This window comes from Mesorhizobium sp. WSM4816 (genome assembly GCF_055811535.1).
The window spans coordinates 100,870-127,690 of record NZ_JBVVQR010000012.1 but is presented as its reverse complement, the minus strand read 5'-3'; the positions used below and the strand labels follow the sequence as shown (position 1 = coordinate 127,690).

General features: G+C 62.0%; 25 protein-coding genes and 3 pseudogenes. 13 read left to right on the top strand and 15 right to left on the bottom strand.

Going from position 1 to position 26,821, the window contains the following annotated elements:
- Window positions 1-105: 105 nt before the first annotated feature.
- Together ftsH and AC0L3H_RS15685 are read right to left on the bottom strand one after the other, a co-directional pair.
- Window positions 106-2,019 carry an ATP-dependent zinc metalloprotease FtsH gene (gene ftsH, locus AC0L3H_RS15690; RefSeq protein WP_473586058.1) on the bottom strand — a complete coding sequence of 638 codons (1,914 nt, stop codon included), beginning with the start codon at window positions 2,017-2,019 and terminating at the stop codon, window positions 106-108.
- A gap of 173 nt (window positions 2,020-2,192) precedes the next feature.
- A pseudogene (locus tag AC0L3H_RS15685) lies at window positions 2,193-2,965 on the bottom strand (Crp/Fnr family transcriptional regulator).
- 265 nt (window positions 2,966-3,230) lie between these two features.
- Here AC0L3H_RS15685 and AC0L3H_RS15680 point away from each other — a divergent pair.
- The 4 genes and pseudogenes from AC0L3H_RS15680 to AC0L3H_RS15665 all read left to right on the top strand — a co-directional run bounded on the left by AC0L3H_RS15680 (window position 3,231) and on the right by AC0L3H_RS15665 (window position 6,118).
- A complete protein-coding gene (locus AC0L3H_RS15680; RefSeq protein WP_473586057.1) occupies window positions 3,231-3,542 on the top strand; it encodes a circadian clock KaiB family protein in 312 nt (103 codons plus the stop codon).
- A gap of 131 nt (window positions 3,543-3,673) precedes the next feature.
- Window positions 3,674-5,023: a circadian clock protein KaiC gene (gene kaiC, locus AC0L3H_RS15675; protein ID WP_473586056.1), complete on the top strand. Its 1,350-nt coding sequence runs from the start codon at window positions 3,674-3,676 to the stop codon at window positions 5,021-5,023.
- 12 nt (window positions 5,024-5,035) lie between these two features.
- A pseudogene (locus AC0L3H_RS15670) lies at window positions 5,036-5,230 on the top strand (PAS domain-containing protein); the annotation flags it as partial.
- A gap of 99 nt (window positions 5,231-5,329) precedes the next feature.
- A complete protein-coding gene (locus AC0L3H_RS15665; RefSeq protein WP_473586088.1) occupies window positions 5,330-6,118 on the top strand; it encodes a two-component system sensor histidine kinase NtrB in 789 nt (262 codons plus the stop codon).
- Between the two features lie 122 nt (window positions 6,119-6,240).
- Here AC0L3H_RS15665 and AC0L3H_RS15660 read toward each other — a convergent pair whose 3' ends face one another.
- The 9 genes from AC0L3H_RS15660 to AC0L3H_RS15620 form a co-directional block, all read right to left on the bottom strand.
- Entirely contained in the window at window positions 6,241-6,606 is a 366-nt protein-coding gene (locus tag AC0L3H_RS15660; RefSeq protein WP_473586055.1) for an SPW repeat protein, read from the bottom strand.
- A 114-nt stretch (window positions 6,607-6,720) separates the two neighbouring features.
- On the bottom strand, window positions 6,721-7,473 hold the full coding sequence (locus AC0L3H_RS15655) for an NADH dehydrogenase ubiquinone Fe-S protein 4 (protein WP_473586054.1): 753 nt from the start codon (window positions 7,471-7,473) through the stop codon (window positions 6,721-6,723).
- A 67-nt stretch (window positions 7,474-7,540) separates the two neighbouring features.
- Window positions 7,541-8,041, bottom strand: a complete 501-nt coding sequence (locus AC0L3H_RS15650) for an Hsp20/alpha crystallin family protein (protein WP_473586053.1) — start codon at window positions 8,039-8,041, stop codon at window positions 7,541-7,543.
- 82 nt (window positions 8,042-8,123) lie between these two features.
- Entirely contained in the window at window positions 8,124-8,594 is a 471-nt protein-coding gene (locus tag AC0L3H_RS15645) for an Hsp20 family protein (RefSeq protein WP_473586052.1), read from the bottom strand.
- Between the two features lie 164 nt (window positions 8,595-8,758).
- Entirely contained in the window at window positions 8,759-9,106 is a 348-nt protein-coding gene (locus AC0L3H_RS15640) for a hypothetical protein (RefSeq protein WP_473586051.1), read from the bottom strand.
- Window positions 9,107-9,383: 277 nt separating this feature from the next.
- Complete coding sequence (locus tag AC0L3H_RS15635) at window positions 9,384-10,208, bottom strand: ABC transporter permease (protein WP_473492792.1); 825 nt, start codon at window positions 10,206-10,208, stop codon at window positions 9,384-9,386.
- A gap of 2 nt (window positions 10,209-10,210) precedes the next feature.
- Window positions 10,211-11,491: an ABC transporter permease gene (locus tag AC0L3H_RS15630; RefSeq protein WP_473492794.1), complete on the bottom strand. Its 1,281-nt coding sequence runs from the start codon at window positions 11,489-11,491 to the stop codon at window positions 10,211-10,213.
- 5 nt (window positions 11,492-11,496) lie between these two features.
- Window positions 11,497-12,546: an ABC transporter substrate-binding protein gene (locus AC0L3H_RS15625; protein WP_473586050.1), complete on the bottom strand. Its 1,050-nt coding sequence runs from the start codon at window positions 12,544-12,546 to the stop codon at window positions 11,497-11,499.
- 5 nt (window positions 12,547-12,551) lie between these two features.
- Complete coding sequence (locus tag AC0L3H_RS15620) at window positions 12,552-13,733, bottom strand: ABC transporter ATP-binding protein (protein WP_473586049.1); 1,182 nt, start codon at window positions 13,731-13,733, stop codon at window positions 12,552-12,554.
- A gap of 311 nt (window positions 13,734-14,044) precedes the next feature.
- Here AC0L3H_RS15620 and AC0L3H_RS15615 point away from each other — a divergent pair, with 311 nt between their 5' ends.
- From AC0L3H_RS15615 to AC0L3H_RS15600, 4 genes are all read left to right on the top strand, one after another.
- Window positions 14,045-15,433 (top strand): aminotransferase-like domain-containing protein, encoded by a 1,389-nt coding sequence (locus AC0L3H_RS15615; protein ID WP_473586048.1) that lies wholly within the window; start codon window positions 14,045-14,047, stop codon window positions 15,431-15,433.
- A 42-nt stretch (window positions 15,434-15,475) separates the two neighbouring features.
- Window positions 15,476-16,750 carry an NAD(P)/FAD-dependent oxidoreductase gene (locus tag AC0L3H_RS15610; RefSeq protein WP_473586047.1) on the top strand — a complete coding sequence of 425 codons (1,275 nt, stop codon included), beginning with the start codon at window positions 15,476-15,478 and terminating at the stop codon, window positions 16,748-16,750.
- Between the two features lie 264 nt (window positions 16,751-17,014).
- Window positions 17,015-17,203, top strand: a complete 189-nt coding sequence (locus AC0L3H_RS15605) for a hypothetical protein (protein ID WP_473586046.1) — start codon at window positions 17,015-17,017, stop codon at window positions 17,201-17,203.
- Window positions 17,204-17,588: 385 nt separating this feature from the next.
- On the top strand, window positions 17,589-19,088 hold the full coding sequence (locus AC0L3H_RS15600) for a thiol-disulfide oxidoreductase (protein ID WP_473586045.1): 1,500 nt from the start codon (window positions 17,589-17,591) through the stop codon (window positions 19,086-19,088).
- Between the two features lie 180 nt (window positions 19,089-19,268).
- Here AC0L3H_RS15600 and AC0L3H_RS15595 read toward each other — a convergent pair whose 3' ends face one another.
- Together AC0L3H_RS15595 and AC0L3H_RS15590 are read right to left on the bottom strand one after the other, a co-directional pair.
- Window positions 19,269-19,670, bottom strand: a complete 402-nt coding sequence (locus AC0L3H_RS15595; protein WP_473586044.1) for a DCC1-like thiol-disulfide oxidoreductase family protein — start codon at window positions 19,668-19,670, stop codon at window positions 19,269-19,271.
- A complete protein-coding gene (locus AC0L3H_RS15590; protein WP_091599270.1) occupies window positions 19,667-19,855 on the bottom strand; it encodes a hypothetical protein in 189 nt (62 codons plus the stop codon). The genes AC0L3H_RS15595 and AC0L3H_RS15590 overlap by 4 nt, the downstream gene beginning before the upstream one ends.
- 194 nt (window positions 19,856-20,049) lie before the next feature.
- Here AC0L3H_RS15590 and AC0L3H_RS15585 point away from each other — a divergent pair, with 194 nt between their 5' ends.
- The 4 genes from AC0L3H_RS15585 (at window position 20,050) to AC0L3H_RS15570 (ending at window position 23,052) form a co-directional block, all read left to right on the top strand.
- On the top strand, window positions 20,050-21,264 hold the full coding sequence (locus AC0L3H_RS15585) for an acyltransferase family protein (protein ID WP_473586043.1): 1,215 nt from the start codon (window positions 20,050-20,052) through the stop codon (window positions 21,262-21,264).
- Window positions 21,265-21,477: 213 nt separating this feature from the next.
- Complete coding sequence (locus AC0L3H_RS15580; protein ID WP_287121107.1) at window positions 21,478-22,284, top strand: class I SAM-dependent methyltransferase; 807 nt, start codon at window positions 21,478-21,480, stop codon at window positions 22,282-22,284.
- A gap of 139 nt (window positions 22,285-22,423) precedes the next feature.
- Window positions 22,424-22,729, top strand: coding sequence for a hypothetical protein (locus AC0L3H_RS15575; protein ID WP_095496525.1), 306 nt, complete (start codon window positions 22,424-22,426; stop codon window positions 22,727-22,729).
- Window positions 22,730-22,776: 47 nt separating this feature from the next.
- Window positions 22,777-23,052 carry an endonuclease domain-containing protein gene (locus AC0L3H_RS15570; RefSeq protein WP_473586087.1) on the top strand — a complete coding sequence of 92 codons (276 nt, stop codon included), beginning with the start codon at window positions 22,777-22,779 and terminating at the stop codon, window positions 23,050-23,052.
- A 96-nt stretch (window positions 23,053-23,148) separates the two neighbouring features.
- On the opposite strand, the gene AC0L3H_RS15565 is transcribed toward AC0L3H_RS15570, so the two are convergent.
- Window positions 23,149-24,003 (bottom strand): aldo/keto reductase, encoded by an 855-nt coding sequence (locus tag AC0L3H_RS15565; protein ID WP_473586042.1) that lies wholly within the window; start codon window positions 24,001-24,003, stop codon window positions 23,149-23,151.
- Window positions 24,004-24,161: 158 nt separating this feature from the next.
- Window positions 24,162-25,172: an Lnb N-terminal periplasmic domain-containing protein gene (locus AC0L3H_RS15560; protein WP_473586041.1), complete on the bottom strand. Its 1,011-nt coding sequence runs from the start codon at window positions 25,170-25,172 to the stop codon at window positions 24,162-24,164.
- A 440-nt stretch (window positions 25,173-25,612) separates the two neighbouring features.
- Between AC0L3H_RS15560 and AC0L3H_RS15555 the strand changes: the two are divergent.
- Window positions 25,613-26,809: pseudogene (locus AC0L3H_RS15555) on the top strand (PQQ-dependent sugar dehydrogenase); the annotation flags it as partial.
- Between the last annotated feature and the right edge of the window lie 12 nt (window positions 26,810-26,821).

Here is a 26,821-nt window from a genome sequence, read left to right as displayed (position 1 = left end):
GCGATTCTGCTTGCCGCGGTCGCCTTCCCGCCGCAGGCAGTATCTCTCACGTCGGGCTGCGGCTTTCGGCAGTCGACCCCGGACCAGGTCGGGACAGGAAGGCCGTCACTCGGCCCGGCGCGAAAAATTTGTCGCCGCAGCCTTGCCTCGTCGTATCGGTCGCTTCCCCGATTGCGGTTCGGATGCCGCCGTGCGATCCGCTGCCGCGGCGTTTCCGACGAGCGATGCGAGTTCGGCCTCGCTGAGCGTCTCGATCTCGAGCAGCTTGCGCGCCGTCTTTTCCAGCAGGTCCCGTCGCTCGGTGAGGAGCCCGACGGTTCGCGAAAAAGCTGTGTCGACGATGCCGCGAACCTCCTCGTCGATAGCCTCGGCGGTGGCCTCGCCGTAATCGTGCTCGCGCGGACCGCCGGCAAGTGGGTTGGGGCTCAGGAAGGAGCGCTGGTCCTTTTCCAGCGCCACATGGCCGAGCTTTTCCGACATGCCGTAACGCGTCACCATGGCGCGGGCGATATCGGTCACTTTGGCCAGGTCGTCGGCGGCCCCCGTGGACAGATGCCCGAACACGATCCACTCGGCCGCCCTGCCGCCGAGCAGCACTGCCATCTTGTTCTCCAGTTCCTCGCGGGTCATGAGGAAGCGGTCCTCGGTCGGCCGCTGGATCGTGTAGCCCAAGGCGCCGACGCCGCGCGGGATGATCGATACCTTGTGCACGGGGTCGACGCCGGGCAGCGCCATGGCTACCAACGCATGGCCCATTTCGTGATAGGCGACGACCTCGCGTTCCCTCGGGTTCAACAGCCGGTTGCGCTTCTCGAGCCCTGCCACGATGCGCTCGACCGCATTGTTGAAATCGTCCATCGTGACGACATCCGCCCTCCGGCGCGTGGCGAGCAGGGTTGCCTCATTGACCAGGTTGGCGAGGTCGGCGCCGGTAAAGCCCGGCGTCAGGGCGGCAACTTTTTCGGCATCGACATCCGCTGCCAGCTTGGCCTTCTTCATGTGGACTTTAAGGATCTGGACGCGACCTTGCTTGTCCGGGCGATCGACCAGCACCTGCCGATCGAAACGGCCGGCGCGAAGAAGTGCCGGGTCAAGGATTTCCGGGCGGTTCGTCGCGGCGAGCAGCACGACGCCGATTTTCGGGTCGAAACCGTCGAGCTCGACCAGGAGTTGATTGAGCGTCTGCTCCTTTTCGTCGTGTCCGCCCATCATCGGGCCTGCACCGCGGGCGCGGCCCAGCGCGTCGAGCTCGTCGATGAAGATGATCGCCGGGGCCTTGGCGCGTGCCTGCTCGAACAGGTCGCGCACACGGGCGGCGCCGACGCCGACGAACATCTCGACGAATTCCGAGCCCGAGATCGAGAAGAACGGAACTTTTGCCTCGCCGGCAACGGCTTTCGCGAGCAGTGTCTTGCCGGTGCCGGGCGGTCCGACCAGCAGCACGCCCTTGGGCATGCGCCCTCCAAGACGGCCGTATTCCTGCGGGCTTTTCAGGAAATCCACGATTTCCTGCAACTCGGCCTTGGCCTCATCGACGCCCGCCACGTCGTCGAAGCCGACGCCGGTATTGGCCTCGACATAGACCCTGGCCTTGCTCCTGCCGATTTGCATCAAACCGCCCATGCCACCCGCCATTCGTCTCATCAGCAGCATCCACAAGCCAAAGAAGACGAGGATCGGGACGACCCAGGAGAGCAGGTCGCTCAGGAAGGTGCTTTCGATCTGGCCAGTGACGGTGACGCCGTGTTCCTGCAGCTGCCGCGCGAGGTTAGGCTCGACGCGCGTGGTAATGAACAGCGGCTTGCCGTCCTGCGGCTCCTTGAAGCGGCCCTGGATGAAGCGATCGGAAACCTGCACGTCGGCGATCTTGCCGTCGCGCAGCAGGGTCTCAAAATGGCTGTAGGGGATCTGCGCGATATTCTGCGTGGCGGTGTAGACATATTGAAAGATCATCAGCCCGATGAAGGCGGCGATCCAGTACCAGACATTGAACTGCGTCTTCCTGTTGCTCATGTCCATGGCGTGTCCTCCAGCGTCATATCGATGTTAGCGTCATACCGATGTAGGTCGCCGAACCGCCACGGCATCCATATCCATGTAGCCGAGGCACAAAAAAGCCGGTCCGGGGACATCCGGCCGGCCAGTTGAGAACGGATAGCCCGGCCTGCCGTTCCCGGAGACGGGTCTGACGGTCATTCTCGCATGCCAGGTTGTAGATCAGTAAATCCGTCATGCGGGTGCTCCGCCGGATAGACGCCCTTCAGCACGTCATTGAAATGGTGGCTGACGGCTGCGTTGCACTCGCAAGCCAGCGATCGCAGCCTGTCGGCCTTGCGAATGGAAATCTGGCCGCGCCGCGTCTCAATGACCCCGCGCTGCCTCAGGTCGCGGATGACGCGGCTCAAATAGCTGCGACCGACCCCGAGCATGACGGCAAGCTGTTCCTGGGTCACCGTCATGGCGTCGACTCCCGTCCGCTCGACCGCAGCCAGCAGCCATCTCGCGGTGCGTTGTTCGATTGAATGCGCAGCACCGCACGCGACCGATTGGAATACCTGTGCCATCAGGCAATCCGCATAACGAGCGAACAGGTGGCGCAACGTCAAAGAGGCTGATTTCGCGTCTTCGAGGTGGTTCAGATCGATTCGGAAGAAAAACCTCCCAACTGGACTTCCGCCCGCGTATAGGCCGGTAGCCTGCCTTGGCTGACGATGCCGCCGACAGCGCCTTCTCGCCCAACGAGCGCCGTCTCGATCGCTCGCCCATCATTCAAGACGACGAGATAAGAGACCAAGCTCGATCCGCGAGGGAAATAGGCGTAACGAACGGTATCGCCGGGTTCATGCAGCAAGGTCCCGGTTAGCGCCGACCAGTGTTCGAGGCTCGGCTGCAATATCTTCCAGTCGTCGGTTCTGAGTGCCCGGAGCAGGTTGTTTCCGATCGGCTCCCCTTGCTGATGTTTCATCGCGCCGCCCCTTCTTCAAAAATTCTGGCCCCTCATAACGCGGAGCAGGCGGAAATGTTCACTAGTGCGCAGACGCGCCGATCACGGCTATCTACAAACGACGCATAGGCGCTGATCCAGGCCTCACCGAGCGCGAGCCGTGGCGCATCGGCTCCAGGCAAGACCGGCCGGTCGCCAGGGAAGACAGGAATGCCGGCGAACTGGATTCGTGGCGTGGCGCCTTCAGCACGCCGATCTGCAATGTTCGTGCAGCCAGGCGTGAGATATGAGCCACAACAACCTGTCCGACCCTCGCGCCGCGCTCCGCCTCTACATTGCCGGAGATACGCCCGCCGCCCGACGAGCCTTGGAAAGCCGGCTGAAGATCCAGGCGTTGGCCGGCGGAATTGAAATCGAGACCGTCGACATTCTCGCGCATCCCGAAGCGGCAGAACAGGCCGGCATATTGGCGACGCCGACGCTTTCCGATGAAACGGCGAGCCCGCCGCGCCGCTTGGTCGGCGATATCAGCAACATCGATCAGGTTCTCGATTATTTCGGTTATCGCAACAAGGATGGTGGCCATGACCACAGCTGATGTGACCCTCGTCGATCCCGTGCTCGACCGCGTCAAGACGGGCATCGAAGCGTTCGACGACCTTGTGATGGGAGGGCTGCCACGGCGGGCGCACCACCATTGTCGGGGGCACGCCGGGCAGTGGCAAGACAGTGTTCGCGACCCAGTTTCTGGCCCACGGTATCACCGGTCTCGACGAACCGGGCATCTTCGTCACCTTTGAGGAATCACCGGCCGATATCGAGGTCAACATGGCCAGTTTCGGCTGGGATATTCGCCGCTGGCGCGAAACCAACAAGCTCGTCTTCGTCGACGCCAGCCCGCGCGACCACGACCAGATGATTGTCGGCAAGTTCGATCTGGCCGGCCTGTTGACGCGTATATTGCACGCGGCGCGGAACGCCGCCGCGCGGCGCGTCGTGCTGGACTCGATTACCCAGCTCTTTGATCATTTCGTCGGAGAGCAGACGTCGGTACGGCGGGAACTCATGCGCATCGCGACGGCGCTCAAGAAGGAAGGGCTGACGGTGCTGATGACTGCCGAGCGCAACAGCGAATATGGCGAAATTTCCCGCCACCGGATCGAGGAGTTCGTCGCCGACAATGTCGTGATACTGCGCAATGCGCTCGATCGCGAGCGGCGCAGGCGGACCATCGAGGTTCTCAAGATGCGCGGCAGCCGCCATGTCGAAGGGGAGGTGCCGATCACGCTGGTCGTCGAGCAAGGCATAGTCGCAGTGCCCTTGTCCTCCTTGCGCCTCGAGCAGCAATCCAGCACGAAACGGGTGACGAGCGGCAATTCAGAACTCGACCGGATGTGCGGCGGCGGTTTCTTCCGCGACAGCGTCACTCTTGTCAGCGGCGCGACAGGCACTGGAAAGACCCTGCTGGTAACCAATTTTCTTGCTGGCGGTGTCGCGGCTGGTGAGCGTGCGTTGCTGGTCGACTACGAAGAGAGCCGCGGTCAGCTGTTTCGCAATGCGCGCGGATGGGGCGTCGATTTCAGGGCCATGGAGTCCGACGGCCGGCTGAAGATCGTCTGCATCTACCCGGAGGCGCAGAACTTGCCGGATCATCTGTTGATGATCCGCGAACTCGTCGAGGAATTTAAACCGGACAGGATCGCGATCGACAGCCTGTCCGCCTTGGAACGGATCGCGCCGGAAACCGGCTTCCGCGAATTCCTGATCAGTCTCACCTCTTTTATCAAGAAACGCGAGATCGCTGGTCTTTGCACTGCCACCGACAAGTCGCTTGTCGGTGGCCAAAGCGCCAGTGAACAACATATCTCGACCCTCACAGACTCGATCATCCTGTTGCGCTACATTCAGGAGAGGCATCTCATGAACCGCGGGATCATGGTGCTGAAAATGCGCGGCAGCGAGCATGACAAGCAGATACGGCGCTTCACGATCGACGGCACCGGCATGCATCTCGGTGAGCCCTTCGATGGCGCACCCGACGTGTTCCGGGATCCCGCCGCAGGTTCTTCAGCAGCGTGAGGAGCACGGGGCATGGGCCAGAGCACCGCCGAAATGCTCGAACTAGTCAACGAGCCACCGCTGACGGGCATCAGTCACCTGAACTTTCGACGTCTGATCGAAAACACGGCCGACGGGATACTCGTCGTCGACCTGTCGGGCGCAGTACTTTACGCGAATCCAGCGGCTGCACGGATCTTCGGCCATTCGCCTGACGATCTCATCCGAGTTCCACTCGGCCTGCCGGTCGTTTCCGGCGAAACCGCCGACATTACCATCCACCGGCCGCGTCGGCCGCCGGCCGATGTGGAGATGCGGACAGTGGAGGTGAGCTGGGACGCAAAGCCGGCGCTGCTTGCCAGCCTTCGTGACGTCTCCCAGCAGCGCGCGCAGGAAGAGCGCCGGCGGCAATCGCAGAAGCTCGAAGCGATCGGTCGCCTTGCAGCCGGGATTGTCCACGACATCAACAATCTGATTGCCGTCTTCGAATCGGGACTGCGGCTGCTGCAGAGGCAGTTGCGCGACGATCCCGCCAGTCCGAAAACGGCGATGCTGATCGAAGAGTTGCTCAAACGAACGCAAAACGGCGGCGCGCTGACGCAGCAACTCCTCGCCTTCTCCCGCGGACAGTCGCTGTATCCGGAGACAGTCGATCTAAACGCCCGAATTGAGTCGCTCACGATGCTCCTGGAGCGGACGCTTGGCAGCGGAATTACGATCAGGCGCGATCTGGATCCCGCACTCGGTCCGGTTCTCGTCGACGCCAATCAGCTTGACGTCGCAATTCTCAATTTGGCGGTGAATGCCAAGGACGCCATGGCCGGCAAGGGCACGTTTTCGATCGTGACCAGCAATGCTCCCGAAGAGCTCGAAGATGTGCGTTCTGTAGCCGCGTCGTTTGTCCGCGTGACGGTTCATGACACGGGCTGCGGCATGAGCAAGGACATTCTGGCCCAGGTATTCGAGCCCTTCTTCACTACCAAGGGGGAGGGAACGGGACTTGGGCTGAGCCAGGTTTACGGTTTCATGAAGCAGTCCGGGGGACATATACGGATCGAGAGCGCCGTCGGCGAGGGAACAAGCGTTCACCTGTTTCTTCCACGCCGCCAAGAATAACGAGCCACGAGCGCCGCGGCCTGCCGCGAATGTCAACGCCAACCAGGTCGGCAAAAAGCGAGCGGACTTCAATCATCAGGCAAAAGAGCGGGCCCGAATCCGGGCCCGCGAAAAGACTGTGATCAGGCCGTCGAGAGCGGGCGATTGCCGAAGAACCAGAGGCTTCCGGCAGCGAGTGCCACGACGACGATACCGACGATCACATGCGCCCACATGGCCGCCGCCAGGCCGGAGAAGCCGAGAGCCCAAGGCGAAACTAGCGTCCACAGCCCGACCACCAGGTTTGCCCATTCCTCATAGGCATGGAACGCAACCAGCGCACCGACCGCGATCAGAGCGATCACCGCACCGGCGATCCAGGCGTTCCATGCCGCATAGGTCTCAGCCTCATAGCCGAGATACCAGGGCGAGAGCACGAGCGCGATGCCGGCGATCGCGTTGAGGACGTCGATCACCGGACGACTTTCAGTTTTCAGCGATTTCAGCATTGTTCATTCTCCCTTGGTTTCATGTCAGTGCACCGCCCTCTGACCGAAGGCGGGTGCGGCGGCCAAGGATTGCCCTTCGCCACCGCGAAGCGTTCTTCGTCTGCCGGCGCCATCTCACATTTCCTTTTGCTTTTGTTGGGGAATGGAGACGGCGAGGTTTGCTGCAGCAATCCCGCGCTCCAGCGCGAGCAGTGCCAGCTCTACTTCGTCGCGCCGCGCCGGGCGATGGTTCTCCGGCATGCCTTCGCCGGTCGCCAGATCAACCAGATATTCGTTCCATGCCCAGTTGCGCAGGATGGAGCGTTTCTCTTCGACATTCAGAAGCGGGTCGGCGATGACGTCCATGGGCGACGCATAGAGCGCCTCCGGCTCTGCCAGCGCCGACCGATAATGCGAGGCCTGCGACACAGCACCGTAGCTGCCTTGCAGCCAAGCCAGCTGAAGCCGATTCCAGACGACATCTGCACCGGCCTGCAGCCCTTTCTCAGCATCTGACGATGCGCAGTCGGGCGTTGCGGCCGCCGAATTACCCTGGACGACATAGGCAAGGCCTTGGCGTTCGGCGTAGTCGATGGCCGCCTGAAGCGTCGGAAAATCAAGCTCGACCTGGGTCAGCGTGTCTGCGCCTGCGGTGTAGCCCATCAGCGGTTCGACGACCGGCGCAGTACGGCGCTCGAACACCAGCCGCCAGCCCTTCGGCCGCGCACGGCCCGAGGTCGTGACTGAGCGGCAAGGCTTGTAGATCCGCGCAACCGCGTCGCGCGGGAACTCGGATCTGCCGAACCAAGGCGCTCTCCTGCTGATGTCGTTTGCCGGTTCGAGATTTTCTACAACTCGTGTGACTTCACTTTCTTGCCTCTGCATCATCCATCCCTCCCATTTTGGCGAAGGATGCACCGGAGGCAGCGTCTGCCGCCTCCGACGGTTCCATGCGTCAGTGGTTGATCGGAATGCGCTTCACCTTCGACTGCGCGTTCGGGTTCTTCGGCAGCGTCAGTGTCAAGACGCCATTGGCAAACGACGCTTTGACGTTGTCGTCTTCGACCTCGTAGCCGAGGGGGATGCGCCGCTCGAAGCGACCATAGAAGCGCTCGGAGTAATCCTTGTCGTCGGTTTCCGACCGCTTTTCGCCACGCAGGGTCAGCACGTCGTCGTCGAGCAGGACTTCGATGTCCTTCTCTTCCATGCCGGGGACCTCGGCGATAACACGAAGTTCGTTATCCGATTCCGTAATCTCCAGCTTCGGCCAGCCGCCGTTGAACGGCGAGAGCCGTCCCAGCGAAGGAAAGCGCGTGGAAAACGTCCGCGAAACGTCGTCGAACAACCTGTCCACCTCGCGATGAAGCGAAAGGAACGGGTTCTGGTCGGCGCCGCGATAGACGCTCGGGGCCTGGCTTTCGTTGCGGCCCCACGGAATGAGATCACGCATATTCATTGTCATTTCCTCCATGATCAGCAGACATGCCTGTGGAAGGCACCGACGAGCCGGTGCCTTGCCCTTTCAGATGTGCGATGCATCACGCCGCGTTTTTTTCGCCTTCGATCTGCTTCGGCTTCGCCTTTGCCGCGCTGCCGCCGATATCGATCCGGCGCGGTTTCATCTCTTCAGGAATCTCGCGCTTGAGATCGACGGTGAGCAGCCCGTTCTCGAGGCTGGCGCCGGCTACCTTGACATGGTCGGCCAGTTCGAACCGGCGCTCGAAGGCGCGACCGGCAATACCGCGGTAGAGATACTCGCCATTGTCTTCACCGGGCTGCGATCCGCTCACAACCAGCATATTGGGCTGGTGAGTGATCGTCAGTTCATCCTGCGAGAACCCGGCCACCGCCATTGTGATGCGGTAGTCATCCTCACCAACTTTGGCGATGTCGTAAGGCGGCCAGTTGTCGATCGTGCTGACGCGGCTCGCATTCTCGAGCATGTTGAAAATGCGGTCGAAGCCGACGCTTGACCGGAACAGGGGGGTAAAATCGAGGTTCGTCCTCATAGCCACATCCTCCTTTGAGCAACATGGATACAGGATGGCGCCAAGAGCCTTGACGCCTCCTGGACTTGCGCCGGCCCCATGCGGCGACCGGCGATTACTGATTTAGAACAGTGTGTTGCGCCTTCAAGAGGCACATAGGAAAATTTTCGGAGAGACGCAGCCCGTCAGAGCTGGTCGACCGTGGCTGCGAAGCCGGTCAGCGTTGAGCCGTCAGCCTTGCGGCCACTGCCGATGTGGCGGGATAGCTCGTCCAAATGGCGCAACGCCTCCATGATCGCGTCGAAAGTGACTGGTGCGGTTGCGCCCGGCGGCATACGCAGTGCGGGCACCGATTCTACCGCACAGGCATCCGACGCCCAGGATGAAAGGATGGCACGCTTTTCCTGAAGGTCCAGCGTCATATCTGCGAGCACGTCCTGCGGCCGCTCGAAGTGCCGCGCCGGGTGGAGCAGACGGTCGAGAAAACGATCAGGGGTTTCAGGCGCATTCGGGGGAACAGCAACTCCTTCCATCGATGGTCCTCCGCTTCAAACATTCTCCTTCGTTGACGTTCTTCGGTGGCTCGCGAGAGTTTCGCCTGACCAAAATTTTGGACGCCTTGGCCGAAATTTCAAGGCCCCAACGGCTGGATGCGCCGGCGCTTTCTGCGCGCTCGTCCCGCGTGGAATACTCGATCACGCCGCTCGGCATTGGCCGAGGGTCATTTCGGCTTGGGATATGGAAATCGCAACGTAAAGCGGCCTGATGCAGGAGGACCTATAGCGGCTCGGGCCGACCGCCGCGCGAAGGCTAATCAATACGCGGTCGCTGCTTGCCACGGCGGGCCAGAACATTGGCGACGACCAGCAGCACGATCGACAGTGCCATCATCAGCGTCGCGGCGGCGGTGATTGCGGGGGAGAGCTTCTCGCGCAGGCCGATGAACATCTCGAGCGGCATCGTGCGCTGATTGGCGCTGGCCAGAAACTGCGCCACGACGACCTCGTCGAACGAGGTGACGAACGCAAAGGCCGCCCCTGACAGCACGCCGGGCAGGATCAGCGGCAGCATCACCCTGAAGAACGATGTGATGGGTCTTGCGCCGGAGATGGCGGCGGCGCGCATCAGATTGCGGTCGAAGCCGGAGAGGCTCGCCCCCACCGTGACGACGACGAAGGGGCTGGCGAGTGCGGTATGCGCCAGGATGATCCCGGCATAGGTGCTGGCGAGGCCGACGCGCGCATAGAACAGATACGAGCCGACGGCGGTGATCACCACCGGCACGATCAACGGCGACAGCAGCAGCGGCATGACGATGCGGCGGCCGGGAAATTTTTCGTCGGAAAGTGCGATCGCCGTCAACGTGCCGAGTATCGTTGCGATCAGCGTCGTCCCGAACGCAACGATCAGGCTGTTGCCGATGGCTGCCTGCCAGCGCTGGGTTCCGAGCACGACCTCGTACCAGCGCGTCGAAATTCCCTCCAGCGGAAAGATGAAGAAGGCGCCGCTGTTGAACGACAAGGGAACGGGAATGAGGATCGGCACGAGGAGGAACAGGATCACCATGCCGCACCACAGCCAGAGCAGGGTGGTGCGGATTCTTTCGCCGGTCGTTGGATAGGCAGATAGCAACATGGCTATACCAGCTTGAGGCGGTCGAGGCCGAGGATGCGGGCGAAGATGCCGAACAGCGCCAGGGTGAAGACGAGCAGGATGAAGCTGAGCGCCGCCGCCATCTCCCAATTCAGTTCGACATTGACATAGCTGGCGATGAAATTGCTGATCAGCTGGTCGCTGGCGCCGCCGATCAGCGCCGGCGTGATGTAATAGCCGAGGCAAAGGATGAAGGTGAGCAGGCAACCGGCCATGACGCCCGGAAAGACCTGTGGAAGATAGACGCGGCGAAAGGCGGTGAACGGTTTTGCGCCGAGCGAATAGGCAGCCTTCATCTGCGAGGGCTGGATGGTGCGCATGACGCTGTAGATCGGCAGCAGCGTGAACGGCAGCTGGATGTGGGTCATGGCGATGATCAGGCCGATGCGGCTGTACATCAAATCGAGCCGGTCGTCGGCGACGCCGAGCCACAGCAGCAGATCGTTGACCAGGCCGAATTTCTGCAGCAGCACCGTCCAGGCCGCGGTTCGCACCAGGATCGACGTCCAGAACGGCAGCAGCACCGCGACGATGAGAATGGCGGCGAGGCCCTTGGGCACGCTGGCGATGAGATAGGCGAGGGGGAAGCCCAGGACCAGCGTGGCCAGCGTTACCGCTGCGGCGACCAAAAATGTGCGCATGAACACCTGCACGAAGATCGCCTGTTCGGGTGGCACTCTTTCGATGCCGCCATCGGCATTCCAGCGCAGGTCAAGCGCGCTCAGCAGATAGAACGACGTCACGCTATGGGTGCCGCTCTCGATGACCGGCCATGTGCCCGGCGCCGACCAGAACGGCACCGCTTTCATCACATCCAGCGGCGGCCTGTCGGCAGCCTCGAGTCGACGCACCGTCTTGAGCACCTGGCTGCGCGCACCGGGCAGGCGGGCGTTGAGGCTCTTGGCGAGTTCGTAGGCGGTGCCCTTGGCCTGATTGCTGCGGAGATCGGCGGCAAGGGCCAGGAACGCAGCATCGTCGGGCAGTCCGGTGCCGTTCCAGCCGCGCAATGCCTGGCTGGTCTGCGGCAGTGCGTTGGCAATCGTCGGATCATAGACGGCGCGCGACAGCAACAGGACGATCGGGATGCCGAAGCTCAGAGCCAGCAGCACGAGCAAAGGTGCTGCCAACGTCAGCGATCGCAGGCGGTCACCGAGATCGGCGCGGCGAAGTGCTGCCGCAACCGACTTTGCTGCGCCGGAATCGGCGGCCGACCAGTCGCGGCTTGCCCGTGGCCGGTCCAGTTTCGTGGGCTCGAGCGCCGACATTTTCCCTACTGCGCGAGCCAGGCGTTGAAGCGCTTGACCAGATCCTCGCCATAGTCGCCCCAGAATTCGGTATCGGCGACCAGGTAAGCGCTCATGTGGTCGGGTGCGTTCGGCAATTTCGGCAGGGCGTCCGGCGCGACGAAGGAGGCCGCATCGTTGCGCACCGGCCCGTAGGTGATGTAGCTGGCGAGCTTGGCGTTGATTTCCGGCTGGCTGATATAGGCAAGGTATTTGTAGGCCAGATCCGGGTTCTTGGCGCCTTTCGGAATGGCGATCATATCATATTCGAGGATCTGGTTGTTCCAGACGATCTTGAACGGCGCCCCGTCCTTGTCGATGGCGTTCTGGATACGGCCGTTCCAGGCGGTGGTCATCACCACTTCCTTGGATGCGAGGAGCTGCGGCGGCTGTGCGCCGGCATCCCACCAGACGATGTCCTGCTTGATGGTGTCGAGCTTCTTGAAAGCGCGGTTGACGCCTTCGGGGGTTGCCAGCACCTCGTAGACATCGGCCGCCGCGACCCCGTCGGCCATCAGTGCCCATTCGAGGTTCTGTGCCGGAAACTTGCGCATCGCGCGCTTGCCCGGAAACTTCGTCGTGTCGAAGATGTCGAGGACCGAGGTTGGCGCCTCCTTCAGCACGTTGGGGTCATAGGCAAGGACATCGCCATAGGCGTCGAGACCGACGCCGCAGTCGAGCGCCGAACCTTCGATGAACTTTTCACGCGGGGCGATCCTGGAATAGTCGAGCCGCTCGAGAATGCCGGCGTCGCAACCCTGCAGCACGGTCGCGGTCTCGACCGTCACCAGATCGATCGGCACGTTGCCGGTATCGACCATCGCTTTGACCTTGCCAAGATCGCCAAGATATTCCTGCTCGACGATCTTGATCCCGGTTTCCTTGCTGAACGGCTCGAACCATGCCTTGCGCTGGGCATCCTGCCAGGCGCCGCCGCTGGCCATGATCGAAAGCTCTTCTGCGAAAGCGGCATTTCCCATGGTGATGAATGCTGTGGCTGCCGCGAAGGCGAACAGCCGGGCTTTTGTGATTTTCATTGTTCTTATTCCCCTGTTTTCGAGATGGAACCGCCCGTTCCGGCATCGGCCGGAAAGGCGCGGCAGTCGGTCGACGCGCAGGAAACCGTGACCGGCTCCCCGTTGCCCATGGTCGCTTCGGGGCCGACCTTGACGGTCAGCACCTGGCCGCTGTCCAGCCTGGCCAGAAGACGCTGGTGGTCGCCGAGATAGATGCGGCCTTCGACCGTGGCGGCTAACGCATTTGCACCGTTCGAAGCGGACGCGAGCTTCAACCGTTCCGGGCGGATGGCGACATGGCAGGCCGCGCCTTCGGCGACGCCGATGGCCAGCGCGGCGACCGAACCGCCGCCGTGCAGCGCGACGCGGCACTCCTTGCCGGAGACGCGCTCGACCTTGCCTTCCAGCGTGTTGTTCTCGCCGATGAAGCTGGCGACGAACGAGCTCTCCGGCGTGTTGTAGAGATCGTCAGGCGAACCGAGCTGGGCAATCCGGCCATTGTTGAACACGGCAACGCGGTCCGACATGGTCAGCGCCTCGCTCTGGTCGTGCGTGACATAGACGATGGTGACGCCGAGCATGGTGTGCAGCTGCTTGATCTCGATCTGCATGTGCTCGCGCAGCTTCTTGTCGAGCGCGCCGAGCGGCTCGTCCATCAGCACCAGGCTTGGCTCGAACACCAGCGCGCGGGCGAGCGCGACGCGCTGCTGCTGGCCGCCGGAAAGCTGCGCCGGCCGCCGGTCGCCGAATTGCCGCAGCCGCACCATGTCGAGCGCGCGGCCGACGCGGGATGCCACGTCCGCTCTGGTGGTCTTGCGGACCGAGAGCGGGAAGGCGACGTTCTCCTCGACGCTCATGTGCGGAAACAGCGCGTAGTTCTGGAATACCATGCCGATGTTGCGTTCGTAGGGCGGCAGCCTGTCGACCGACCGGCCTTCAAGCGTGATGACGCCGCTGGTCGGCCGTTCGAAGCCGGCAAGCATGTTGAGCGTCGTCGTCTTGCCCGAACCTGAGGGGCCGAGAAGAGTGAGGAACTCGCCGCGCGCCACGCTGAGGTTCAGCCGTGTCACCGCGAACGTGCGGCCGTCATAGGATTTCTCGACATCGACGAACTCGACAAATCCCCGGCCGTCATGGGGGCCGCTGGCATTGGCCCCCGGTGCCGGACCCGCGCTGTCGCGTGACAGGCCTGTCGCTTCGGCGATCACGGACGGAATTCCGTTGAGCGCCGGCAATGGCCGCTTGTCGAAACGAAATGGTGCTTACCGTCCATGTGCCGGTCTCGCTTGACGCTGGCCGCGCAAGGCGGCAAACCAAACTTGTATGCTCACACAATCAATCGCCAAAGAATCATAGATGCAGACAAGTTTGCCCGTCAAGCGGCTTTCTTCGGTGTTGTGTGAGATTTTCAGCCCGGATTTTGGAGTCAAGCACCGGACAAGCGCTATTGTCCGGAGCATTGTCTTATGCTAGATGCGCCGGTAGCCAGAGCCTCAACACACCGAAACCGCCAATCCGCATGCTTCAGGACCTGCAACTCGCCTCGGAGGAAGGCCCAGTCTACCGGCGCCTTGCCGACGCTATTGCCGAACGGATTACCGCCGGCACGCTTGCGGTTGGAGACCGGCTGCCGCCGCAGCGCGAGATTGCCCGCGCGCTTGGCATCAACGTCACCACGGTGACGCGGGCGCTGTCGACGCTGCAGCAGCGCGGCCTGCTCGAAGCGCGGCCCGGACGCGGCACCACGGTGGCTGCTCGCAATGTCGGCGAAGGACCCGGTTTCGTGTCGGCGCCAAGCGACGACAGCGGCGTCATCGACCTTTCCGTCAATCGGCCGGCAACCTCGGCCTATCTCGATGCCATGGCCCTCCTGCTGCCGCGCCTGGCCAAGGACCGGCACTACGCTACGCTTCAGGACTATCACCCGCCCGAGGGGCCGCTGTGGGCGAGGGCGGCGATCGCCGAGTGGATGCAGCCGGTCGCCGGCGCCGGCGATCCCGGCCGGGTGGTGCTGGCGGCGGGCGCCCAGCATGGGCTGGATTGCGTGCTTGGCGCGGTGACCAGGCAGGGCGAGGTCGTGCTCGCCGACGAAGTGACCTATCAGGGCATCAATGCACTGTGCCGGGTGCATGGGCTCGATCTCAGAGGCATCGCCATGGACCGTGGCGGCATGCGGGCCGACGCGTTCGAGGCGGCCTGCGTGCAGTTGCGCCCGCGCGCGGTCTTCCTGGTGCCGACCCTGCACAACCCGACCACCATCACGCTGGGCGAGGAGCGCCGGCACGAGCTGGTGACTGCCGCCCGCCGCCATAACGTTCTTATCATCGAGGATGACGTCTATCGGCCGCTGGCGGACAATCCGCCGCCGTCGCTTGCCAGCCTCGAGCCCGAATTGACGGTTCACATCGGCGCCTTGTCGAAATGCCTTGCCCCGGGACTGCGCCTCGGTTTTGTGATCGCGCCACGCGCCATAGCCGGCCAGGTCGCTGCGGCTTTGCGCATAAACTGCTGGAGCATCAGCCCTCTGACCGCGCTGATCGGCGCACGGCTGATAGAAGAGGGCTCGGCGGCGCGTATCATCGAAGCCCAGAAGCAGGAGCTTCGCCAGCGCCAGGCCATCCTCACCGAAATCCTCGGCCGCTACGATGTCCAGAGCCACGCCACCTCGACGCATGCCTGGCTGCGCCTGCCGGAGCCGTGGCGCGGCGCGGGTTTCGCTCGCACCTGCCTGGAACGTGGCGTTGCCGTTCTTCCCGGCGATGCCTTCGCCGTCGGGCGCGAGCCGGTGCAGCACGGAGTGCGCATCAATGTCGGCGCCGCGCGCTCGCTCGACGATCTGCGCACCGCGCTGAACACCATGGCCGAACTGCTCGCGGCCGGGCATCTGCAACTGCCTGGCTTCGTCTAGACCATGATCCCGAAAAATGGGGGCCGGTTTTCGGAAAAGATCATGGTCAAACAAGAAGATACGGTCGTGGCAGCAGCGGAAACCGTTGAAATCGCCATTGTCGGCGCTGGCGTTATCGGGCTGGCGACGGCGCTCCGCCTTGCCGCCGAGGGCCGCGAAGTCTTGCTTGTCGACCCCAATGAGCCGGGCTCGGGCGCTTCGTTCGGCAATGCCGGAACGATCGCCGAATATGCCTGTATGCCGGTCGGCAATCCGGCCGTTCTGCGCGCGCTGCCAAAACTGCTGCTCGATCCAAACAGCCCTTTTTCGCTGCGCTGGCCGGCTCTGTTCCAGTTGGCGCCGTGGCTGGTCAGTTTTGTCAGAGAGTCGCTTCCGGCGGCCACTCGTGCCAATGCACTGGCGCTCGCCGGGCTTCTGGCTGAGGCCCTGCCGGCCTGGGAGGAGATGGCGAAAGAGGCCGATATGGCCGACCTGCTGCGCCGCAACGGTTGCCTCTACCTGTATCGTCGCGAGAGCGGTTTCGCCAGGGCGGCCGGTGGCAGGGCGCTGCGCGCCGGGTTTGGCGTGCATCAGGAGGTCCTGACGCCGGGTGAGGTGGCCGCGCTCGAGCCGCGCCTACCTCCGACCGGGACCCGCGGACTGTACTTCCCGGATTCGATGAACGTCACCGATCCAAAGACGCTGATGCGGCGGCTGCTCGATGCCGCAACCGCCCGCGGCGTGTCGGTGGCACACGCTGCTATATCAGGGCTGCAGGTCGAGGCGGACGGTGTCAGGCTCAGCGGTTGCGGCCTTCGCGTCAAGGCGAATACGGTGGTGATCGCCGCGGGTGCGCAATCGCGGGCGCTGGCCATGCAGGCAGGCGACGGCATCCCGCTCGAGACTGAACGCGGCTATCATCTCGAATTCCCGACCGAAGCGCCTTTGCTCAATCGTCCGGTCTGTCCTGTCGATCTCGGCTTCTACATGACGCCGATGACCGGCCGGCTGCGTGTCGCCGGAACCGTCGAGCTCGGCGGGCTTGCAGCGCCGGCAAATCCGCGCCGGCTGGCGCTGCTGGATCGCGGTGCCAGGCAGTTCTTCCCCTCACTCGGCCGGCCCTCATCCGAATGGCTCGGGTTCCGGCCGTCGCTGCCCGATTCCCGGCCCGTCATCGGTCGGTCACGTGGCAGCCCCAGGGTGATCCATGCCTTCGGTCATGGTCATCTCGGCCTCACTCTGGCGCCGATCACCGCCCGCCTGGTCGCCGACCTGATTGCCGGACGCGGCGATCCTGACTGCCTCGCGCCCTTTGCGGCGGACCGCTTCGGTGCATGAAGGTAGGTCGGCGCCGCCGCGGCAGCGTAGCGCGTGTAAGCTTGGGCAGGCGTTCGGCAATCCAAGCAAAAACCCGCCCCGGTCTCCGGAGCGGGTCTGTTGCCTGAGGCGGAACTCAACACATGTCCGCAGCCGCAAAGTCGCCTCACGATGCTGAAGATCTGGTTAACCCGCCATATTTGATTCAAATCCAACTGTGGATGTTCGCCTTTGGGTAAATCGAAATGGGCCATCCTTGTCCAGCGGCGGGCAAAAGGAGAATCCATGACCAGTGACTTTGCCGCAGCCCACCTCCATCTTGAACGAGCCTGCCACTATTTGCGCGGCGATGACGAGACGAGCAGCGCGGCGCGCCCCGCCCTGGACATCCTGATCGATGCAATTGTCGCAGCCCAGTACAAGCGTCCGCCCGCTGACGTGGTGGAATTTCCCAGAACGGCAAAGCAGCGTTAGTCGGCGAAGCGCGGCGCATCCGCAGGATTAATACGCCGCTTCAAGTTCTTGTTTTCATACATGTCGTTGTCTTGACATGTCGTTGTCTTGATACTGCTGCGCGCCCTCGGGTCAGGCCCGAGGGCATGCCTTGGGCGACATGCAGTCGCGGGCGAAACACATGGAGCGCGATGGCCAGTTCAAATTAAACGCATCCCGCTTTGGGGCCGCCGCACCTCTCCCAATGGCTGATGCTCGGCAGCAGGAGCTACCGACGACGGCGGATTGACTCTTATCTGCGCTCGTGCTGATGTTGCAGTGCAACATAGAACGGTTCCGAAGGCGCCAGGTCGTCCCCAGTTGGGCGCCAAAAGAACCTGCAGGGGAACTTGAGGGGGCTTAACTGGTGTTTATTGGGCAGCAGCAGTATTCAAGCGCGACACCGATATGGAACGTTGGTCGCGGCAAGATCACGAAAGTCAGAGGACGGGACGATACATTTGACGGGTTGACCGCATTTGCCCCGTTCTGGGCAATGGCGGCGATCTTCAGTATCGCCGGTGATATCTACTCCATGCTTGGCTACAAGGGGCCGCTGTTTGCCGCTCTGAGCTGGTCGGTCGTCCTGTTCAGCCTGCTACTCCTGCTGTACCCGCGGCGAACCGAGTTCTTGATCGGGCTCGTGATGGTATCGCTTGTGCTGTACGCGCTGCGCATGCCGGTCGCTTCGAACAACAAGACGATCACGGCGGTGATGAACGGGGCTATCCTGCTTAGCGCAGCAGTGCTCTATCTGCGGGCCGCCGGCCGCGGCGCCGCGCTGGCCCGGATGGAGCTTTATCAACAGATCCGGATCGTCGCCCGGGCGCTGCTCGCCATCATGTATTTCTACGGCATCTTCCACAAGATCAACACCGATTTCCTCGATCCTTCCGTGAGTTGCGCGGTGGGCCTCTACGCTCCGCTGGCTCGTCCGTTCGGCCTCGAGGACAATCTGTTTGGCCGGTATCTTGCGATCTTCGCCACCTTCGTCATTGAGGCGATCGCGATCGTGTCTCTCTACTGGAAGCGCTATTTCGCCGTGGGGTTCATCCTCGCACTCGTCTTCCATTACGTGATCCCGATCTCGGCCTATTCCTGGTACATGGACTTTTCCAGCCTGGTGTTCGCGCTGTATGTGCTGAGCATCCCCACGCCCGCCAGCGAGGCGCTCTATCGCACCTCGCTGGAGTTTACCAATCCGCTGCGCGAGACGTTCGGCCGGATCGGGATCTTGCTGCCGGGCGCGGCCGTGATGCTGGTCGCGGTCACTCTCGTCATTGTGCTCACCTATGCTTTTCCCGGGCGCTCCTTCGACATGATGGTCCACTCCGTCTGGATCCTCATTTGGGCGGTAGTGGGCGGCGCGGCGATGGTGGTGCTGTCCTATGTGGCCCTGCAGAACCTGCCTTGCCGGACCGTCTCCTCGCCGCGCCAGCCGCTCTGGGTCTATTTGGTGCCGGGCTTGTTCTTCCTCTCCTGCCTGTCACCCTATGTCGGGCTCAAGACGGAGAGTTCCATCAACATGTTCAGCAATCTGCACACCGAAGCCGGCCAGACCAACCATCTGCTCTTTCCCAAGCCACCATACATGTTCAACTATCAGAACGAGGTGGTGAAGATCGTTGATTCCTCCGAGCCCCATCTCGTCCGGCAGTCGCAGGCGGGCAATTACCACGTCCTCCTCGATGTGAAGAAACAACTGCGCCGGAAGCCCGAGGCTTGGGTGACTTACGTGAAGGATGGCGAGACGATTACCCGCGCCAACGCGTCGACCTTCGCAGGCGAAATGCCCAGCCTCCTCGAACGCAAGTTGCTTGTGTTCAAGTTGGTGGATTTCTCGCGGCCGAAGTCCTGCACCCACTGAGCGCCGCTCTCACGGAAACTGGTAGATGTCGCCGGGCAGTCTAGCCATCCATTTCGCCGGGAACTGTCTAAAGCGTGTCGCGATTGCAAGGGACACGCGGCGCTTTAAGTTCATGTCGTTGTCGCAAAACCGCTGCGCACCCTCGGGTCAGGGCCCGAGGGCATGCTTTTGTGACATGCTTTAGCGCCGTTCGAGGTCTGCAGGGATCAGCGAGCGGCCGCGAAGCCTCAGGGTGGCCCGGCGTCCGAGCTTGAGCGCCGGATAGATCAGCCGCGCGGCCGTCCTGTTTGAGAGAATCCTGCGGTTGAGCCAGCCGAAAAGCGTCGAAGAGGAACTGAGGATCGCCATGAGATTGATGGCTTCCTCGCCGTGGTAGACGCGATCCTCGAAAACGAAGAGCATGCCCTCGTTCAGGTCGAAGCCCTGGCGCTGAAACTCGACAACGCGCGGATCGCCGGAGCGCGCGTCAAGAAGTTCGACAGGACCGACCGCGTCGCGCAGCCGGGCAAAGCGGACATAGCTCTGGCAGAAGATGCAGTCGCCGTCATAGACGATAAGCGCCGACTTGCCGGGGGGCTTCATTGCAGCGTCGGATCCTGACTGTGCCCGATCGGTGCTTCTACGGAGCTATCGATCGCGCAATTGCCGTAGAACGCGCAGCCGGAGACGACGGGCAGATTGCTGAAGGCGTCGAGGATGGCGACGAGCACCAGCCCGACAATGCCGAGCATCAACATTTTCTTGTAGGCGGACAAGTCGCGAAGCATCTTGGTCCTTTGCTGCTTGATGCGGACCTGGTCGATCCGAGGTCAAAGCGCGATCGATTTCAACAGCCGGCTGGTTGCAAGAACGGCAGCCCGTGCCGGCCAAAGGTTTCCTATCGCTTGAACTGCCATAGTCGGCACCAGCCTGTTATTGTGCAACGCAACAATGGGTGAAGATCGGCGGAAAATCAAGCGGAATGCTGAATTTCGCCGACTTTTGCGACATTGCGTCGGCGGCAACCGGCAATGCGGACCTCCGAGCCAATTCGCACTTGCCACACAGTATGATGCAATGCACAATCACCATCGAAACCGAAGGACCGGGCCGGCCGATAAGCCGTATCCAGGAAACGCTGAAGTTGAACCTGCCCATACGTGAGACCTGGCTGGACACCGCCAAGGGCTTGGGAATCACCCTCGTCGTCATGGCCCACGTCCTCGACCACAGCACCTGGCGATGGGCGCACCCGATTTACTTTGCGGCATCGCTGTTCTTCATGCCGTTCTTCTTCATCATTTCAGGCTATCTTTTTGCCGTGACGGAGAGGAAGGCGCTTTTCCGGAAGCGCGTCCAGGGCCTGCTCATTCCCTATGTGATGTTTCTCGGCGCGATCATGGCGAGCGTGCTCGTTGTGGACTTTTTGCGCGGCGACACCCCGGCGCCCTGGCAGATCAGGGAACTCATCACCGACGCGCTGCTGGGCGGACGGCACCTGACGCGCGAACTCGGCGTGTTCTGGTTCGTCACCTGCCTCGTCGCCACGCAACTCGTCTACAACGAGGTCGCGATCAGGACCAGCGGACCGACCGATCCCGGCATGCTGATCTTCGTCGGCGCATCCGTCGGCCTCGCCTATTCAATCCAGGCCTACTGGCAGGAGGTGCGCGCGCCGCTGGCTCTGACGAACGTGCCGCTCGCCATCGGCGCATTCTGGTTCGGACATTTCCTGCGCGAACGCGGCATGAGCGCGCTGTGGTCGGCGGTGTTTGTCGTGGCGGTTGCCGGGGTCGCGCTCGCGGCGGCGCGGACGGGTTCCGACTTTACCTTCAGCATGAAGAACGCCATCTTCGGCCCGCCGCTTCTCGGCCTGCTCGTTGCATTGGCGATCTCGACCTTTATCCTCGGCCTCGTCCGCTTCATGGCGATGCCGAGCTTGCGCATCGCTCCGTTGGCGGAAATCGGCGCAGCCTCCCTGGTGATCATGTTCGTCCATCAGTTCGTTCATTTCACGCTGCGGGACTTCGGAATGTCTTCCGAGTTGGCGCTGATCGCCCTGTCGCTCGGACTTCCCTATCTGCTCTATCGCGGACTGAGATCGTCCCGGATACTGTCGCCCTGGTTCATCGGAAGCGGAGACCTGGCGCTCAGCATCCAACTGATGAGGCGGACCCTCGCCTTCCGGGCAGGCTGAGCAAGAACGCGTCCAGGTGACGGCAGCAGCGGTTTGCTTCCGGATCGGAGCCGTCCGGCGCCCGGTTCGTCTGCCTTGCCGGCCCGTTTCGGCCGAGCGTGTGGGCATCCCGAGTACGATTCCGGGCAGACCTTCCTGGCCCCTGTTCCCGCGAGGGCGGCGGGCGTATTCTCACGGTCCGACGGGTCGAAATCATCAGGGGAGGAGATTGCGATGGCTGAGGCAACGCGCCACGACGCCTGGCAGGCCGGGGATAGCTACGACCTCTATATGGGGCGATGGAGCCGTCAGATCGCTCCACCGTTCCTGGATTGGCTCGATCCGGCGGAGGGTCTGGACTGGCTGGAGGTGGGTTGCGGAACCGGGGCGCTGTCGGCAGCCATCCTGGCCCGTTGCAATCCCAGGAGCCTGGTGTCCATAGACCCGTCGGAGGGTTTTCTCGCCAAGGCGCGGGCAAACGTGCCGGACAAGCGTGTCGCGTTTCTCGCAGGCGATGCGCAGGCCTTGGCAGTCGAATCGGGCAGCAAGGACATGGTCGTGTCGGCGCTTGTTCTCAACTTCGTTCCCGACAGGCAAAAGGCGCTCGCCGAGATGCGGCGAGTGGCGCGCCCTGGAGCGACGATCGGCTTCTATGTGTGGGATTATCCTGGCGGCGGGGTGGAATTCATGCGGGCCTTCTGGACCGCTGCAACGGCGCTTGACCCCGGTGCCATCGACCTTACCGAAGACAGGCGTTTTCCATTTTGCACACAAGATGGATTGACCGATCTCGCGGAGAAGGCCGGCCTGGGCTCCATCGACTCCACCCGGATTGAAATGCCGGCCGTGTTCAAGGACTTTGAGGACTACTGGCGCCCCTTCACCCTTGGTGCGGGACCGGCGCCCGGCTACTGCATGAGTCTCGACCCCGCAGCTCGCCAGAGATTGATGGAGAGGCTCCGCGACAGTCTGCCGCGCGGCGAGGGCGGGTCCATTCCCCTGAAAACGAGAGCCTGGGCAGTCAAGGCGAAGGTGCGCTGATGACCGGCAGCCCATGTCGCACCAAACCGGTAGGCGGCCAATCATAGACTGCCGGCGCAAAGTTCGGGTTGACCGGCCTTGTGCGCGAAGCGACTATTCGTCTGGACAGCCGAGATGCAGATTGCGCGAGGAGATTACGATGGACGAGCCCGATCGCTGGCGTCACATGTCGAGCGCGCCAAGGGATGGCAGCCGAATCCTGGTCACAGTTCGGCCGTCTGAGCAGGGGCCAGCGGAAGTCGACCTGGCTTACTGGTCTCGAGCCGACCAGTTCGGCAGTGAGGGGTGGCGTGCTTCCGACTCGTCGCCCGGACGCGTGGTTGAATACGCCGAACCCGAGCTGAAGTGCTGGATGCCGCTGCCAACAGCCAATCTGAGCAAGGGTTCAATGCCGAGCCCTTGGGACGAAGAAGATGTCCCGCTGCTGGATGGATCGGGGATATGAGGCTGAGCGCGATCGTCACAGCTGCCAATTTCCCCCCAAGTGGGGAGATGTCCGGCAGGACAGAGGGGGGCGCCGTAGAGTGCCAACCTCAATTTCCGATCGCTGACTACATCGTCGACTTCGCTTGCCCGGACAAGAAGCTCGTCGTCGAAGTCGATGGTTCGCAGCATGCCAACGCCAATGCAGGCGACGAGGCAAGGACAAAGCGTCTTGAGCAAGACGGCTGGACTGTGCTGCGCTTCTGGAACGACGACGTCATTCGCGGCATCGACAATATCTGCCAGCATATTGTGATCGAGGCAGGGCTCGCCGGTACGACTTGATACGCCGGCGGGACAGCGCCCCTCTGTCCTGCCGGACATCTCCCCCACGAGGGGGGAGATTGGCAGCTCCGCTGTCGGCTCCCTTCTCTCAGACCCTCAGAACAGGAATGCCGCCGTGGCCGGGTTCGCGCCGGTACGGCCGGCTGATGAATCCATACCTCGAATGAGCTCGAGGTCCTTTGAATCCAGCTCGAAATCGAAGACGTCGAAATTGGCGGCAATCCGGTCCTGGTGGATCGACTTTGGAATGACGATCAGCCCTTCCTGAAGATGCCAGCGGATGATCACCTGCGCCACGGACTTGCGGTGTTTTCCGGCGATCTTTTCGAGGGTCGGGTCGCTCAACAGCCGGCCGCTGCCCAGCGGGCTCCAGCTTTCGATGCGGATGTTGTGCGTGCTGTGAAATTCTCTGGTCTGGCGCTGTTGAAACCGGGGATGGAGTTCGATCTGGTTGACTGAGGGTGTGACACCAGTCTCGCCGATGATCCGCTCCAGATGGTCCTGGTTGAAATTCGAAACACCAATCGACTTGATCCGGCCGGATTGCCTGAGTTCGATCAGCGTCTTCCACGCCTCGACATATTTGCCCTGGCTGGGCACCGGCCAGTGGATCAGGAACAGGTCGATCTGCTCGATGCCGAGCTTGTTCATCGTCTCGTCGAAAGCCCGCAGGGCGGCGTCACGCTGATGCGCGCCGTTGCGCAGTTTCGAGGTGATGAACAACTCGCTTCTCGGCACGCCAGCCGTGCGGATCGCCTGCCCGACGCCATCCTCGTTCTGGTAGCCTTCGGCGGTGTCGATCAGTCTGTAGCCGGCCTCGATTCCCCAACTCACGACTTGGGCCGTAATGGCTGGATCGACTTGCCAAACGCCAAGGCCGATCTGGGGAATGGCTGAGCTATCATTCAATGTGATCTGCTCAGCTTTAGTCAGGGTAATTTGTTCAGGCATGCTCAGGTCCTTCTGCATCGCTCCGCCCCGGCGCAGTGCTTATCTAGGCGCGGTGTCCGCCAATGCGAGTCGACAGGTGGAGAAAGTAAAAGTGCGCCGTGAAGCCGGGATGAGATCCGGTTCGAACCGCCCAGCGTTTCCAAACACGATTCCAGAGATCAATAAATTGGACCGGGGGATGGCACGCCAATCCGGATCAATCTCGAAAAATCTGGCGAAAGGCCCGACTCCCGCGCACGGCCGTCAATGTGGGCTGCCTCCCTCAAAACCGACATCGGCAAGCTGACATCGAGCGCACCCCGTGCATACGCATATTCGGGAAGATAGCCGTTAACGATGAGGCGCCAGTCAAGAGGCACCACGTCACCGACGGCTCGCATCATCTTGACGATCGTGGTCGTGCAGTTCGTCGTGATGGAATTGTAGAATTCTGGAGTCGTGGAAAGTGCATTTGCGTCCAAGACGTATTCCAGCAAGAGCGCCCGAGCCGCTTCCGGTGACACTTTTAGCCGATAGATTTGGACATCCTCTCCGCGAACGTTTGACCTGACGCCGACGACGTCTCTCTCGTCAGCCGCAATAATGACCAGGGGATTGCTCTTGAACAGGTCTGCCATGGGTGAAAACTTGCCGCCTCCATGGCGCCGCACCTCAATCGACCAGGCAAGATAGTCACCTCCTGCAAAGCCGAAGCTTATGATGACATGGGCGATTTTGGTCCCGGACCAATAAGACATGAAGAGATCCACCGTCTGAACGTTGGAGAGGTCGTAGGTCCGCGTTGTCCAGCGTTCGGTGAAATCAGTAGCGCTACGCCACTCGAAGTCGCGCACATCAGTCAGCGTCAACAGGTTTCCGTCGCGTGTGCCGGTTACCTGACGGGCGACGTCGGGCGCCCAGTCCGCGTGATCGAAAGGCCTGATGGTGCTCCACCAAACCAGAACCACAGCTAACGCAGCTGCAAACAGGACAAGCGCCCTGATGCGAAACCGGCTGAAGAGGGCGATGATAGTGGCGAGGCCGAACAAGATGAACAGGACACCGGCCAGAGCCCGTCCAAGCTCAGCCACAGGCAGACGATACCACATGGCAAGTCCGGCCCAGGCAGTCAGGATTGCGACGGCCAGCGAAAGGATGATGGCAAGCGAGATCCGAGCGATGCGACGCATCTATTCCCCCTCTGGCGGGCCGCTCTCTGGTGGCCTCGCATTGCCTGGATGCCATTTTTCACCGGACGTCCGAAGGCAGCTCTACATGACGATATTGGAGCACATTCGGGCTGTTGCGCCAACTCGGCGCCCGCCCGGCCAGCCGATAAGAGGACTGGTTGAAAAGCCCCGGCCAGCTTGCCGTTCATCGTTGGTACCCGGCGGGCCGACATGTTATGCTGTGGCGGCAACCACTGCAGCCCTAGGTGACTGTCAGGGGGATTGAGTTAGGCAACGCTTTCGGTCGTTTGGTCCCGGCCGGAAGATCGTGCTCGGAGCTGGAAATTTCGCACAAAAGCAACCGCCCGCAACGTTGTGTCTGACTGCCACAGATGCCGCGAAGCTGGCCACGTGGGAGGATATCGTGATCAAGAAACTGGCTTTCGTTTTGTCATGCACCGTCCGCATTTGCGCAGGACGAAAATCTCGAGAAACTTGGCGGCTTCAAGACGACCGGCACACCGATGATGGAGCCGATCCCGCAAACCGGAGAAAACGCAGAAGCCCTCAAAGCCATTGCAGCGAAGGTCAAAGTCCCGGATGGTTTTAAGATCTCTCTCTATGCCATCGTTCCCGACGCGCGTCATATCGCCGTAGGACCGCAGGGCGTGGTGACCTTCGTCGGTACCCGCAAAGAGCTGGTCTACTCCATGACCGACCGCAACAAGGACCGCGTCGCCGACGACGTGAAGGCCTTTGCGCCTTCGATCAAAATGACGGTTCCGAACGGCGTCTGTTTCTCGAGGGATGGCCACCTCTACGTCGTCGAACAGAACCGCGTATTGTGGTTCCCGGCGGCCGAGTTTTTCTATGAAGGTCCCGATGTCGCGGCTTTCCCGATCGTGAAGCAGGGCGAGCTGATACCCGCATCCAACGAGAGCTACAATCACACGGCCCGAACCTGTCGCGTCGGGCCTGACAACCGCATCTATATTACCATCGGCCAGCCGTTCAATGTGCCAGCCCCCGAAGTGCTCCCGGAATTCGAGAAACTCGGCATCGGCGGAATCATAAGCATGAAGCAGGACGGTACCGACCGCAAAATTTATGCGCGCGGAATGCGCAATCCCCTCGGCCTGGATTTCAACCCAAAGGATAAGACACTTTGGGTGAACGACAATCAGGTCGACGGCATGGGCGACACCATTCCCCCAGGTGAAATGAACCGTGTTACCGGACCGGACCAGAATTTTGGCTTCCCCTGGTATGGCGGCGGAAAAGTTCGTACGGTTGAGTACAAGGACGCAACAGTCCCCGAAGGCGTGATCTTCCCGGAGGTCGAGCAAGAGGCTCACGCGGCCGATCTCGGGCTGTCGTTCTATACCGGCAAGCAGTTCCCCGAAAAATACCGCGGCGGCATCTTCTCGACCCAGCACGGCTCGTGGAACCGCGTGGACCCGGTGGGGGCTCGGGTGATGTTCACCTCGCTCAAGGCGGACGGGACGGCGGACAAAGCTGAAGTGTTCGCTGACGGCTGGCTGAACGAGAATGGCGAGTATCTCGGCCGTCCTGTCGATGTTCAGATGCTCAAAGACGGTTCGCTGCTGGTGTCCGACGATTTGGCCGGGGCCGTCTGGCGGATTTCCTACGGCGATTAAGCGACTGGTCAG

Excerpts from the sequence above, each read along its gene's own strand:
- AC0L3H_RS15645 (WP_473586052.1), bottom strand. The coding sequence starts at position 8,594 with ATGAGGACGAACCTCGATTTTACCCCCCTGTTCCGGTCAAGCGTCGGC.
- AC0L3H_RS15650 (WP_473586053.1), bottom strand. The coding sequence starts at position 8,041 with ATGAATATGCGTGATCTCATTCCGTGGGGCCGCAACGAAAGCCAGGCC.
- AC0L3H_RS15580 (WP_287121107.1), top strand. The coding sequence starts at position 21,478 with ATGGCTGAGGCAACGCGCCACGACGCCTGGCAGGCCGGGGATAGCTAC.
- AC0L3H_RS15595 (WP_473586044.1), bottom strand. The coding sequence starts at position 19,670 with ATGAAGCCCCCCGGCAAGTCGGCGCTTATCGTCTATGACGGCGACTGC.
- AC0L3H_RS15635 (WP_473492792.1), bottom strand. The coding sequence starts at position 10,208 with ATGTTGCTATCTGCCTATCCAACGACCGGCGAAAGAATCCGCACCACC.
- AC0L3H_RS15630 (WP_473492794.1), bottom strand. The coding sequence starts at position 11,491 with ATGTCGGCGCTCGAGCCCACGAAACTGGACCGGCCACGGGCAAGCCGC.
- AC0L3H_RS15660 (WP_473586055.1), bottom strand. The coding sequence starts at position 6,606 with ATGCTGAAATCGCTGAAAACTGAAAGTCGTCCGGTGATCGACGTCCTC.
- AC0L3H_RS15585 (WP_473586043.1), top strand. The coding sequence starts at position 20,050 with ATGCTGAATTTCGCCGACTTTTGCGACATTGCGTCGGCGGCAACCGGC.
- ftsH (WP_473586058.1), bottom strand. The coding sequence starts at position 2,019 with ATGGACATGAGCAACAGGAAGACGCAGTTCAATGTCTGGTACTGGATC.
- AC0L3H_RS15615 (WP_473586048.1), top strand. The coding sequence starts at position 14,045 with ATGCTTCAGGACCTGCAACTCGCCTCGGAGGAAGGCCCAGTCTACCGG.
- AC0L3H_RS15640 (WP_473586051.1), bottom strand. The coding sequence starts at position 9,106 with ATGGAAGGAGTTGCTGTTCCCCCGAATGCGCCTGAAACCCCTGATCGT.
- AC0L3H_RS15680 (WP_473586057.1), top strand. The coding sequence starts at position 3,231 with ATGAGCCACAACAACCTGTCCGACCCTCGCGCCGCGCTCCGCCTCTAC.
- AC0L3H_RS15625 (WP_473586050.1), bottom strand. The coding sequence starts at position 12,546 with ATGAAAATCACAAAAGCCCGGCTGTTCGCCTTCGCGGCAGCCACAGCA.
- AC0L3H_RS15570 (WP_473586087.1), top strand. The coding sequence starts at position 22,777 with ATGTCCGGCAGGACAGAGGGGGGCGCCGTAGAGTGCCAACCTCAATTT.
- AC0L3H_RS15590 (WP_091599270.1), bottom strand. The coding sequence starts at position 19,855 with ATGCTTCGCGACTTGTCCGCCTACAAGAAAATGTTGATGCTCGGCATT.
- AC0L3H_RS15565 (WP_473586042.1), bottom strand. The coding sequence starts at position 24,003 with ATGCCTGAACAAATTACCCTGACTAAAGCTGAGCAGATCACATTGAAT.
- AC0L3H_RS15655 (WP_473586054.1), bottom strand. The coding sequence starts at position 7,473 with ATGATGCAGAGGCAAGAAAGTGAAGTCACACGAGTTGTAGAAAATCTC.
- AC0L3H_RS15575 (WP_095496525.1), top strand. The coding sequence starts at position 22,424 with ATGGACGAGCCCGATCGCTGGCGTCACATGTCGAGCGCGCCAAGGGAT.
- AC0L3H_RS15610 (WP_473586047.1), top strand. The coding sequence starts at position 15,476 with ATGGTCAAACAAGAAGATACGGTCGTGGCAGCAGCGGAAACCGTTGAA.
- AC0L3H_RS15560 (WP_473586041.1), bottom strand. The coding sequence starts at position 25,172 with ATGCGTCGCATCGCTCGGATCTCGCTTGCCATCATCCTTTCGCTGGCC.
- AC0L3H_RS15605 (WP_473586046.1), top strand. The coding sequence starts at position 17,015 with ATGACCAGTGACTTTGCCGCAGCCCACCTCCATCTTGAACGAGCCTGC.